This is a genomic window from Brumimicrobium glaciale, assembly GCF_004152935.1.
Classification (GTDB): Bacteria; Bacteroidota; Bacteroidia; order Flavobacteriales_D; family Crocinitomicaceae; genus Brumimicrobium; species Brumimicrobium glaciale.
Genome location: NZ_SETE01000001.1, coordinates 251,853 through 264,062 on the forward strand (window position 1 = coordinate 251,853; position 12,210 = coordinate 264,062).

General features: G+C 35.5%; 9 protein-coding genes. 3 read left to right on the forward strand and 6 right to left on the reverse strand.

The genetic code is table 11. The features are described from left to right. Nucleotides 1-17 precede the first annotated feature (17 nt). The 3 genes from ERX46_RS00995 (at nucleotide 18) to ERX46_RS01005 (ending at nucleotide 3,173) form a co-directional block, all read left to right on the forward strand. Nucleotides 18-1,598 (forward strand): T9SS type A sorting domain-containing protein, encoded by a 1,581-nt coding sequence (locus ERX46_RS00995; RefSeq protein ID WP_130091963.1) that lies wholly within the window; start codon nucleotides 18-20, stop codon nucleotides 1,596-1,598. Nucleotides 1,599-1,750: 152 nt separating this feature from the next. Continuing rightward, a complete protein-coding gene (locus tag ERX46_RS01000) occupies nucleotides 1,751-2,383 on the forward strand; it encodes a hypothetical protein (RefSeq protein WP_130091964.1) in 633 nt (210 codons plus the stop codon). 88 nt (nucleotides 2,384-2,471) lie between these two features. Next, complete coding sequence (locus tag ERX46_RS01005) at nucleotides 2,472-3,173, forward strand: CTP synthase (RefSeq protein ID WP_130091965.1); 702 nt, start codon at nucleotides 2,472-2,474, stop codon at nucleotides 3,171-3,173. A 284-nt stretch (nucleotides 3,174-3,457) separates the two neighbouring features. Here ERX46_RS01005 and ERX46_RS01010 read toward each other — a convergent pair whose 3' ends face one another. The 6 genes from ERX46_RS01010 to ERX46_RS01035 form a co-directional block, all read right to left on the reverse strand. Beyond that, the gene (locus ERX46_RS01010) at nucleotides 3,458-3,853 is read right to left on the reverse strand and encodes a hypothetical protein (RefSeq protein ID WP_207214098.1); all 396 of its coding nucleotides are present in this window, start codon (nucleotides 3,851-3,853) and stop codon (nucleotides 3,458-3,460) included. A 139-nt stretch (nucleotides 3,854-3,992) separates the two neighbouring features. Then, complete coding sequence (gene gcvP / locus ERX46_RS01015; RefSeq protein ID WP_130091966.1) at nucleotides 3,993-6,878, reverse strand: aminomethyl-transferring glycine dehydrogenase; 2,886 nt, start codon at nucleotides 6,876-6,878, stop codon at nucleotides 3,993-3,995. 371 nt (nucleotides 6,879-7,249) lie between these two features. Beyond that, nucleotides 7,250-10,687: a DEAD/DEAH box helicase family protein gene (locus tag ERX46_RS01020; protein WP_130091967.1), complete on the reverse strand. Its 3,438-nt coding sequence runs from the start codon at nucleotides 10,685-10,687 to the stop codon at nucleotides 7,250-7,252. Nucleotides 10,688-10,798: 111 nt separating this feature from the next. Further along, nucleotides 10,799-11,254 carry a hypothetical protein gene (locus ERX46_RS01025; RefSeq protein WP_130091968.1) on the reverse strand — a complete coding sequence of 152 codons (456 nt, stop codon included), beginning with the start codon at nucleotides 11,252-11,254 and terminating at the stop codon, nucleotides 10,799-10,801. Then, complete coding sequence (locus ERX46_RS01030; RefSeq protein ID WP_130091969.1) at nucleotides 11,254-11,655, reverse strand: helix-turn-helix domain-containing protein; 402 nt, start codon at nucleotides 11,653-11,655, stop codon at nucleotides 11,254-11,256. Before ERX46_RS01030 ends, ERX46_RS01025 begins: the two co-directional genes overlap by 1 nt. A gap of 3 nt (nucleotides 11,656-11,658) precedes the next feature. Further along, nucleotides 11,659-12,183: a hypothetical protein gene (locus ERX46_RS01035; RefSeq protein WP_130091970.1), complete on the reverse strand. Its 525-nt coding sequence runs from the start codon at nucleotides 12,181-12,183 to the stop codon at nucleotides 11,659-11,661. Nucleotides 12,184-12,210 lie beyond the last annotated feature (27 nt).

Below are 12,210 nucleotides of genomic sequence, written 5' to 3' on the forward strand. Positions count from 1 at the left end.
TTTTAAATTACATCATTATGAAAAAAACATTACTTCTTTTATCTTTTCTCTTAGCATTTATAGCGAACTCTCAAACTCTCCAAATCACAAGCCAATATGTTTTTGGTGGGGATTATAATGACTTAGCTCGAGGAGGAATTCGAATTAATAATGAAACAATTATTGGAGGGGATTCATATTCAGAAAATTCTGGAGATAAAACCTCCGCTAATTATGGAGGGTCTGACTTGTGGATTCTCTCATTAGATAATAGTAATTCTCTAGAATGGCAAAAAAGTTTTGGAGGAAATTCTGATGATTTATTCGCTAAAATGATTGGAACTTCAGATGGAAGTGTTTTAGTTGGCTCTTATTCTAGCTCAGGTGTTAGTGGAAATAAAACGTCACTTAATAAAGGAGGTGTCGATTTCTGGATTATTAAAATGGATGACATAGGAAATGAAATTTGGCAGAAAACTTATGGTGGTTCAGGGAATGAGTACCTTAGCGATATGATAGAATTGGCAGATGGTTCTGTTTTGTTAGTTGGGACTTCTGATTCTCCTATTTCTGGAAATAAAACAGAAGATACTTATGGCTTATCTGATTATTGGTTAGTTAAAATTGATGGAAATGGAAATGTACTTTGGGACAAAACATTTGGTGGAAATGATGAAGATGGAGCGACTTCAATTGTGATAGATGAAAATGAAAATATATTTATTTCAGGCTCTTCTAAATCACCAATTTCAGGTCTTAAAACTGGAGCAAGCTATGGAAGCTATGATATGTGGGTTTTAATGCTTGATACTAACGGAAATTTACTGTGGGATAAAACAATAGGTGGAGATAATGGTGATTTGAGTAGTAATTTAATTTTAATAGATAATCAAGTCTTTGTAATAGGTTATTCTTTGTCAGGGATTTCAGGAACGAAAACAGAACCCTCAAGAGGTTCTTTTGATATTTGGATGACCAAATTAGACCAAAATGGAAACATTTTGTCTGACAAAACTTATGGAGGAAATAATATAGAACAATCGTATGATGTGAAATTGATTCCTTCTGGTGAACTAATCTTAACAGGGATTTCTGATAGCGATGTTTCAGGTGAAGTTGAAACCTCTTCAAATAATAACACTTTAGATTTTTGGGTGCTAATTTTAGACCCTGATGATTTGTCTATAAAAAGTCAATTTAAATTTGGTGGTGATCAAAACGAGGTTTCTCCAACAATTTTAGAAACTGAGAATAATTCACTCTTACTTTTTGGAGCATCACAATCTGATGTCTCTGGAGACAAAACGGAACCTACCAAGGGTCAAAGCGACTTCTGGATCCTAGAACTTTCAACAGATTTAAGCACTTCCGATTTCAATAAAGAAGAATCACTTTCAATCTACCCAAACCCAACATCAAATACTTTTAAAATCTCAAATTTGCCATTGGGAGAAGGATGTAATTTGAATGTCCTAGACATGATGGGAAAATCTGTTTTGCAATCAACTGTGAGTTCACTAAAAAATACTGTTAATGTAAATTCATTGAGTCCTGGAATGTACACTTTACAAATGTTTGATGGTAATAAAAAGTACACTTCTAAGCTGATAGTGGAGTAGAGAGGTTTGAGGAAAGTATTTATAAGATCTTTTAAAAGTCTTTGCTGGCGCGCAATTAAAATAATGTCACAAATTCAAGAAAATAAATCCATAGATAAACACAACCTTTTACTCTTTCTTTACGTATATTAGCCACGTAACTATGAACAACTATGAAATATATTAATACATTATCGATAATTTTAGGTGTAGCGTTTTTAACTTCATGTGTTAAGCACGAGGTAATTCCAAAGCCGACGTATGAAGCTAAATTGCCTATTTCTTTCACAGGTAATATACAAGGTGCTAATTACACAATCATTGAAGACATCAAAGGTTTTTATTGTAAACCTTCTCAAGCAAAAGAGATTTTGCCTTCACCACAGCCTTCAAAAATTGCTTACTACTCTTCATTAGAAAGTGGACAACAGCAAGATATGATTCAGGTGAGATTGGGGAAATTGATTTTTAGCTCTAATAATGCTGACAGACCTTCAATTGAAGATTTTAATGAATTTTTCAAAACAGGAATAACTACTCCAATTGAGTATAAAACTGATTCTGAAGATGGAGTTGAAGTTGTATTTAGAGATAGTCAAGGAACAGTTTGGATGAGTTCAGAAACTTCTATTTTTCCTCAAACTTTTGAATTGTCTAATTTAGAAGAGGATTCTGATGAAGAAGGGCAGTACATGAAATTTGTCGCGAAATTTAGCCTTTCACTTTACGATAACTTGTTAAATCCAGTATTGTCAGATACAATCGAGATTCAAAACGCAATATTTCAAGGTTATTTCAAAAGATAAAATATTCTAAAAACTTATATAATGGTCATTTCTTATTGGAATGACCATTTTTTTTTAATACCTTTTCGCTGCAAACCTTGTTTTGTCTATGTCTGAAGCTATAAAAATAATAATTGTAGGAGATTTTAATTTCACATACAATGCCCATCACGCTACGAATTTAGCAATTGAGCATTCTGCAAAGCTATTGGATATTGATGTAAATTACTATTGGATGCGCACCCACGAGGCCGCTAGTTTAAAGCCTGCTAAATTCAGTAATTTTCAAGGTGTGATAATCGCTCCCGGGCCCTACGAGAATGCTTTTTTTCTCAATGGAATTATAAAAGCTGTACTTTCTTCACAAGTAGCTTTGCTCGTCACAGGTGAATCATTTAAAACATTTCTTGAGGTGATTATTAAGTTGTATAATCTAAACCCAAATCAAGAGAAAGTAATTTCAGACAATCTAGCTGCTGAAAATAATTTTGAAAAGGTAGAAGTACAGCCAGTTTCAAAATCAATGAATTCGCTTTATAATGAAAGGAATAGAATTGAGTTGACCAACGCCCGTTATTCAATTTACCCTCAAATATTAGACGTTTTGAAACGAGAAGTAATCGATGTTGAAGCAACGAACCAATTTGAAGAACCAGAGATTATTAGTTTAAAATCAAGACCATTTTGTGTTGCATCGATGAGCTTGCCGCAAATTTGTAGTACCAGAGAAATGCCACATCCTCTGATTAGTGGATTTTTGAATTTTGCTAGCAATTGGCAGGAGGGTGGTGATGTGAAGAAACAAGGTTAATTTTTTAAAAAAAAAACTGAGTGCCTTTAAAGAACCGTAATTGGGATAAGTCCGAAAAGGACGGCATGCATTAACCAATGTTTTTTCTAAAAAGGTATAACATCTTAGGTTAACACATTTCATCCCTTCGGGATTTGTTTTTGACTATAAGTGTAAAGTTGATTTTAATTAGCTAACTAGTTGAATCCAGCTGAATATTTATAATGTTTCCTGAATCAAAACTTAAAGATGGTTTGAGATAATTGAGAATTTAAATAAGGTTAATTATTTGGATGAACTCACATTTACCCTTTCTCTTCATAATACCTCAAAACCTCAGGTACTTCAATGTTATCTATGCTTTCATTATTTTCAGCTTGGAAATACGTAATGATTGCTTCCTTCATTAAATGTTGTTGCTGACGGTCATCCAATGGTGGTAATTCCTTAAGAAATTCAAAATGCGGCCAATTGTCTTCGTCTCTTCCAATGGTCTTGTAATAACCATAAGGTTCCAAAACAGTACACACTGCAACATGCATCAGTTCTGTTTTTTCTCTTTTACTGAAATTCTTATGGCCTTTCCCCAATTCTTGAACTCCAATAAGAAATAGAATTGATTGCACATCTAAACCTCCTCCAAAAGTCTTGTCTAGTTCAGCCAATACTTCTTTAAACTTTATTTCTATTGCGTAGTCCATTTTGAGTTTTTAAAAAAGCGAAGAAGGAATCTTTCATCCCTCTTCGCGTTAAATTATTTATTACAATTCTTTGACAAGAAAACTAATTGACATTTTAGTCTTTGATAAGAAAGCTTTAAAGTTTTCTTACAAAGAATATTTATGCGAAAGCTTCCTCTTCCTCAATATTGTAAGATTCAACAGATGGACAAGAACAAATTAAGTTTCTATCTCCATAAGCATCATCTACACGGCGAACTGAAACCCAGAATTTGTTACGTACTAAGTATTCTAATGGGTAAGCCGCTTCTTTTGGTGTGTAATCGTATTTCCATTCTTGGTTGATGATACACTCAGCTGTATGCGGTGCATTTTTCAATAAGTTTGATTCTTGATCAGCATGTCCGTCTTCAATAAATTGAATTTCTTTACGGATATTGATCATTGCTTCACAGAAACGGTCCAATTCAGCTTTGTCTTCCGACTCAGTTGGCTCAATCATTAGTGTTCCAGCAACTGGGAAAGAAACAGTAGGAGAATGGAATCCGTAATCGATTAATCGTTTTGCGATATCAGCTACTTCAACACCTGCAGTACGTTTAAATGCTCTACAATCCAAAATCATTTCGTGTCCAACAGTATTGTTTTCTCCAGAATATAAAATTGGATAATGTTTGGTCAAACGCGCTTTGATGTAGTTTGCATTTACAATCGCCATTTCTGTAGAATGTTTTAATCCTTTTGTTCCTAACATCTTGATGTAAGCGTAAGAAACCAATAGAATTAAAGCACTTCCGTAAGGTGCTCCAGAAATTGAGTGAATTGCATTTTTCCCACCCACTCCATCAATAAGCTGACTTCCTGGAATGAAAGGTGCCAAGTGTTCTGCAACACCAATTGGTCCCATTCCTGGCCCACCACCTCCATGAGGAATAGCAAATGTTTTGTGTAAATTCAAGTGACAAACGTCTGCTCCAATATTCCCTGGATTTGTTAATCCAACTTGCGCATTCATATTTGCACCATCCATATAAACTTGACCACCATGATCATGAATGATTTGTGTAATTTCTCTAATTCCAGCTTCGAAAACTCCGTGAGTAGAAGGATAAGTTACCATTACAGCACCTAATCTATCACTGTACTTTTCAGCATTTCGTCTTAAATCTTCGATGTCGATATTTCCAGCGTCATCACATTTCGTTACCACAACTTTAAATCCAGCCATTACTGCTGAAGCTGGGTTTGTTCCGTGTGCTGATGAAGGAATTAAACAAATATCTCTTTGTTCTTCATTGTTTGAAGCATGGTATGCTTTGATCACCATTAGTCCAGCATATTCTCCTTGCGCACCTGAGTTAGGCTGCATAGACATTGCATAGAATCCTGTGATTTCACATAAATCTTTCTCCAGTTCTTTGATCATTTCGTGGTAACCAATTGCTTGATTTACCGGAGCGAAAGGATGAAGATTTGAGAATTCTGGCCAAGTAATCGGCATCAATTGTGCTGCTGCGTTCAATTTCATTGTACATGAACCCAAAGCAATCATTGAATGAACCAAGGAAAGGTCTTTATTTTCCAACCACTTCATGTAACGCATCATTTTTGTTTCAGAATGATAAGTGTTAAACACCGCGTGCGTTAAAATTTCAGTTTTACGTGCTAAATCTTGATTTACTAAAGATGAAATAAATTTAACATCGATAGCTTTTGCAGCAGCTGCTTTTTCAAGCATAGCAACCAAGTCTTTTACTTCAGCATCATTTGTTCTTTCTCCAACGCTAATTGAAAATTGATTTTCATTGATGTAACGTAAATTTATGTTGTGATCTTCTGCAACATCTCTCAATTGTTCACATGATAATCCTGCTGGAGTTTCAACCCATAAAGTGTCGAAATAATCACCATGCAATACTTTGTATCCTGCTTTTTCAATTGATTTGTGAATTGTTGCAGTTTGGTTGTGAATGTTTTGTGCGATATCAATTAACCCTTGTGGTCCATGATATACTGCATACATTCCCGCCATAACAGCCAATAAAGCTTGTGCGGTACAAATATTTGAAGTTGCTTTGTCTCTTTTAATGTGTTGCTCACGTGTTTGAAGCGCCATTCTCAAAGCAGTATTTCCATCAGCATCTTTCGATACTCCGATAATTCTACCTGGAATGTGTCTTTTGTACTCTTCACGTGTTGCAAAATATGCAGCATGTGGTCCACCATATCCCATTGGAACACCAAAACGTTGTGTCGATCCGCAAACAACATCAACTCCCATTTTACCTGGAGCTTCTAACAATACCAATGACATAATATCTGCTGCAACTGCAACTTTTATGTCATTTTTGGTTGCTCTTTCAACGAATCCTCTAAGGTCTTTAACACGACCGTAAACATCTGGATATTGTACCAATGCTCCGAAAAACTTATCGTCTGTTAAATCGAAATTTGTTGGATCTCCAAAAATTAATTCGATTCCTAAATGTTTCGCTCTTCCTTTAATTACGTCTATCGTTTGAGGATAAGTGAATTCAGAAACGAAGAATTTATTTTTTTCGTCTTTTACATCAGAACGAGATCTTGCATTATAGAACATAATCATTGCTTCTGCTGCTGCAGTTGATTCGTCTAGCAAAGAAGCGTTTGCAATCTCCAAACCTGTCAAATCAATGATCATGGTTTGAAAGTTCAATAATGCCTCCAATCTTCCTTGTGCAATTTCTGCTTGATAAGGTGTGTATGCAGTGTACCATCCTGGATTCTCCAACACATTTCGCTGGATAACCGGTGGAACGTTTGTTTCGCTATATCCCAATCCAATATAAGATTTGAATACTTTGTTTTTTACTGCTAATTCACCAATATGATCTAAATACTGCTTTTCCGTAAGGGCAGTGTCAATCCTTAATTCATTCTTTAATCGAATATCTTTGGGAACGGTTAGTTCCATCAATTCGTCAATTGAATTTACTCCGATTTCAGCTAACATTGCCGATTTCTCGTCCTCTGAAGGACCTATGTGTCGTTTTGAAAATGCGCTCATTTATTACAGTTTTTTTGAGACTGCAAATATAAGATATATAGTTCTGAGAATAGAATATTTGGTGTTAATATGATGTTAGTTGGTGATTTTCTGACAATTGTTTGGAGTTGGGGTGGTTGGGATGACGGAACGCGGGCCTTCGACTTCGCTCAGTCACCGCTATTAAATAAGCAGAACTGCAAGCAGCGCGGGTTTTCACGGATTTTTTTGGTGGATGCTTAAATGCAGATGTTTCGTGTTTTTATGAGCTAATTGATTATTGTGGTGAATAAATTAGTAGTCAATGTTAAATCGAAGCGCCTCTTCCGTCAGCTGACGGAGAGATACAGAGGGAGGATATGGAATAAAATAATGTTTATTTATTTTGAAAACTATCCAGCTCCATCACCAGTGTAGTCATTCACTTTTTGAACAATAGAAATAATCTTGGTGGCTTGTGCATCATCGAATATTCCTATAACTCCATCCTGGTGTTGTTCAGTAAATGGTGGTTCGAAGAGCATGTGTTTATCAATACGTCCATTTTTTGTGAGAAACTGAACTATTTTATTGATAAAAGTCATTTGATTTGCAGAAAGGGTTGAGGAGTTTATGAATCCTGCAAAGACGGCATTGGCTGCTTCAATATCCATTCCCAGGATGCTGCGTATGAAAGTGCCCAAAGGTTGATCGCCATAATTGGTCTCGTATTCTTCTCTTGTACCAATGTTTTCACCATCAAACAATAGATTTTCCAATTGTAGCAATTCCTTTTTCGTAATAGGAACATTGTGGGTGATTTTGTGAATCACCAAATGATCTTTATTCTCACGAATGTACTTCGCAACTCTGTCTTTGTAGCCTTGCAAATTTTGATATTGAGGAACAACTTCTCTTACTTCAATGTTCGATGTGTCGATTTCGTCTTCAAAGGAAGTATAAACGTTTTCTATTTTTTCGTACTCAATATACTTGACTAAATCTCTAAGTGCGCTTCGCATTTCTTCAACTCGGCCTAGCGACTTGTTGATCCAATACACTTCTGTCTGTAAACTATCAATTAACGGCATTTGCAATTTTACGACAGGAACATTCGATAATTTACTTAATCCTGTGGCTACATTCACCACACGATTGATGTATTTCGTATCATCAGTATTCGTGAGCATGCACAACTGAATGGTCAAAGCTAGTAAATCAAAGCGCCTGGCTAATTCATCATTTCCTTCTGGCTCCGGGAGATGTGTTAAATGAGAACTTATATCAATTACGTCTCCTTTTGTCAATTGATTCCATCGTTCTCTTTCCGTATATTCATTTACTTTACGCAGTTCTTTTCTTACTACAAACCGTTTTTGATTCAGTGTAGCAATGGAATTGTGCAATTCATCTAAATACTGAATACGTAATTGTTTATCTTCTTCGGTGGCACTCGCTGCTTCGTCAATCAATTGGGCAACTTCTAATTTTGCTTCAAATATCTTTTGAGACACAGGTTTTGATGCTCTCGTTTCTACTCCATCTGGATGCTCATCGAAAAACTCAAAATTCTGACAGAAATCGAAAATAATAAATTCAGTTTTATGCTCGCCAGGACCAAATAAATCTGGACGTAAACGAGTTCCCCGACCTATCATTTGCCAAAATTTAGAGGCAGATTTTACGGGTTTAAAGAAAACAAGATTTACCACACGTGGCGCATCTACTCCTGTATCCATCATATCCACTGAAACAGCAATTTGAGGATCTTCTTCTTTAATGTCATTACAAAAACGATCTAATAAATCTTGTGCTTTCGGTTCGTAGTTATCGATGACACGTAAAAGATTTCCTCCAAATTCTGGATAGTTTTTGTTAAACCGTTCTTCTATGAAAACAGCATGATTATGATTTTTAGCAAATATGATGGTTTTTCCAATTTTATCACCTCCTTCTACTTTAATGCCGTTAGACATCAAATGATCTAGCACTTTATCAACCGTGTTGGTGTTGAATAACCATTTATATAAGGCTTCACTCCCTATTTCATCCATTTGACTGTCCGTAGGATCTCCAAATTTCTCTTCGTATTCTTTTTGTTCTGCAGGTGTTAAATCTTTATACTTAATTCCTTCTCGCATAAACTTCAACGGAACAGATGCCGCTTTTGGGGGGACTAAGTATTTATCATTAACGGCTTGATTTAATTCATAGGCGAAAGTTGGATTATCATCTTCAATGTCAAAAAGTTCGTAGGTATTGAAATCGACGTCTTTCTTTGGAGTTGCGGTTAAACCAACAACCATGGCATCGAAGTAATCGAATATAGCTTTGTATTTCTGATAAACCGAACGGTGTGCCTCATCAATAAAGATAACATCAAAGTGACCAACTCCGTAAAAACGTTCATCATCTGATTTTACACTATCAATCTTGTTCATTATGGTGGGATAAGTAGAAAACACCATTCGTGTTCCGTTGTCCTCCTTTTCCTTGGTGAGATCAATGCTGGATAAATGCGGTAAATTGGTGCTGATCGATTTCTTTGCTTGGGTAACCAATGCATTTCGGTCGGCCAAAAACAAGATACGCTTTGCCCAATTACATTTCGTGAGCATATCTATGATAGAAGCTGCAGTACGGGTTTTTCCCGAACCAGTTGCCATGACTAACAATCCTCTTCTATAACGGCCTTTTACTGTTCCATTCACTTCACCACAAAAACGCTCTGAAATTCGCTGAATTGCTTCAATTTGGTAAGGTCTTCCTGCAATATCTGGATCAATTTGAAACTGACGCAAATCTTTTCGTGAAGAACGGCGGTCAATCATCAATTGTAATTCGTCTTTGGTATAAAAACCATCAATTGAGCGTGGTGTCCAAAAAGCATCGTCCCATATATAGGATTCAAATCCATTGGTGTAAAAAATAATTGGGCGGCGACCAGTCATTTTTTCCAAACAATCGGCATATAAAACTGCTTGTTGTCGACCTTTATCTGCACCAATCATGGTTTTCTTTGCTTCAACAACAGCAAGCGGTAAGCCATCATCGCCCCACAAAACATAATCTACATAACCTAATCCACTTCGATTAATGTTCTTAGGCATGCCTGTAACTTCGTATTCTAGTTCATAACCTTCATGCAAATTGTCCCAACCCGCTTCTTTGAGTAAAATATCGATGTATACTTTACGTGTAACACTTTCTGGAATATTCGCTGGAATCGCTTTGTTAAGACCTAAACTTTTCTCACGTTCCTCTCGGCGCTTTGTTGGTTTTTGCTGTGCTGCTTTGAGCTTCTCTTTTTCTTCCTCAGAATCATTGATTTTCTCTTTCAATGCACGCTGTTCCTTTCGGAAAGCATCTTCCTGGGCTTCTAGTTGTTTTTGTAAAAGCTCCAACTGTTGTTTAAGCAACTTTTCTTCGCTTTCTTGTTTGAGTAGAGACTCATCAAATAAATCAATGGTATGAATTTCTTCTCCATAATATTGAGAAAGATAAGCTGCGAAAGAATGCAAAGCTTTTATGGCAATTGTTGCGCTATAAGCACTCACTTTTTTACCATGTGCTCCCGAGTTTCCAATCTTGCGAATAAGATTAATTTGCCGAAATAAGGCATCTCCTATATTTGCCGAAAACTCATATTCATGAATTAACGAACTGAGTTTTGTGTCATAAGGTAATTCTAGTTCACTATCATTTTCATAAATCCAATGCACCATTTTCTCCAATGCACTGCGACATAGAATTGCCGAAAAACGTGGTTGCTTATACACATGCGCTTCTGCATTTGTGCATTCCTGTTGTATCTCAGGCCATTCTTGGAGAAAGTGGAAGTTGGTTTGCAAGAATAATGTTGTTTAAATTACTCGCTGAAAATAGTGATTTTCCTGAGAAAACGGCCCTTTAAATCACTTCAATATTTAAAGTATAAATGAAAACAAACAAAAAAGTGGTTCCTACAGTTGAATTTTTCCTTCGGAAAATAATTTTGCAGGGCTAATAACCGGAAGTAAAATACCTCGAATTGTACTTTGCTCTGTAGTGTTTAATATTATTCCTCTTGCGGTTGAATATGAAATCCCAGCTAAAGTCATGGAGAGTTCTCCTGAAACGGTGATCGCACCATCGTTATCTAGTGTAGCTAATTTGTCTAGGTTTTCTATCTCAAATAAAAATTGCAGCACAAATTCAGCTTGTGCTTTCGCGTCTTCGTTTTTATTGGGGAACTCAATTAAAACTTTAAGTGTAAAGGCAATTTTCTTTTCATCAAGATTTAAACCAGAATCTTGACCAAGAGATAAATGATATTCTTGACCTTCTTTTTTAATAAAATTAGAACCTACCTCAATGTTAGACTTTAGTGTCTTTACAAAAAGTAAATTTATTTTATCAGCATCAACTTTTGATTTCATTAGGCTATTTTTAATTTAAAACCATTCATTTTTCCCATTTGGAAATCCACCTTATTTGTAGGCATTTCGTTGTTTGATACAGTTTGAGTCTGTTTGAGGCATACCATATAATTCATCCTATCAAACTTCTCTTTTGCTTTCGAAGCAGTCATAATAATATCTGTTCCAAGCGCAACTTCCAAATTAGTAATCGAACGCAAAGTCATGTTTTGAATCCCTGTTAAAAGTTTACTTACTTCTGATTCTTTCTTCCCTAGCAATTTGGCTAGTTCTTTTTGAGAATTGACTCCATGTTGTTCCATTAAGGCATAAATCTCCTCTACTATATCTGTGTTTTTCTCTATAAACTTTTCGTTTCTAGGATCAATCTCATTAAATGCATTTGTGATTAAATCGCTCATTTCTCAAAGTATTAATTCGTAATCTTCTTCTATTTTTATTCTTTTTCCATGAAAGCTGATTTCTCCTTCTTTCATTGCTTCCTCAATGCATGTAGCTAGTTTGTTTGCCATTCGAAAATATTGACGAACTACCTTGCATTCTTGTGCTGTAATTTTCCCTGGTGTTTTTATTCCACCATTAAATAAAAACACAACTTCATCGCTTATGCGCATGCAATACAATCGAAGGTTGTGATGATATTTGATATGAAGTTTTCTTTCATGGGATCTTAGTTTATTCCATTCTGGTGGAAGGGCTTCGGCTTTTCTTTCTTTTCTCGAAAAATAACGCTCAAGTGCTCCAATTTCATTTCCTAATCTTTTAATTAGTGACATTAAATCATTGTACTCATTGTGAATCTCGCTCAAATTCCTATGCCCAATAATAAATTTCTCAAATTCAGAATACTCTTCATTTTCAAATTTTACTGTATAATAAGTTACCTTATTAAACGATTGTGCAGTTTTGATGGTTGCAAATATATTCACTTTTAAGTTAATTGCAAGAGAATTCAC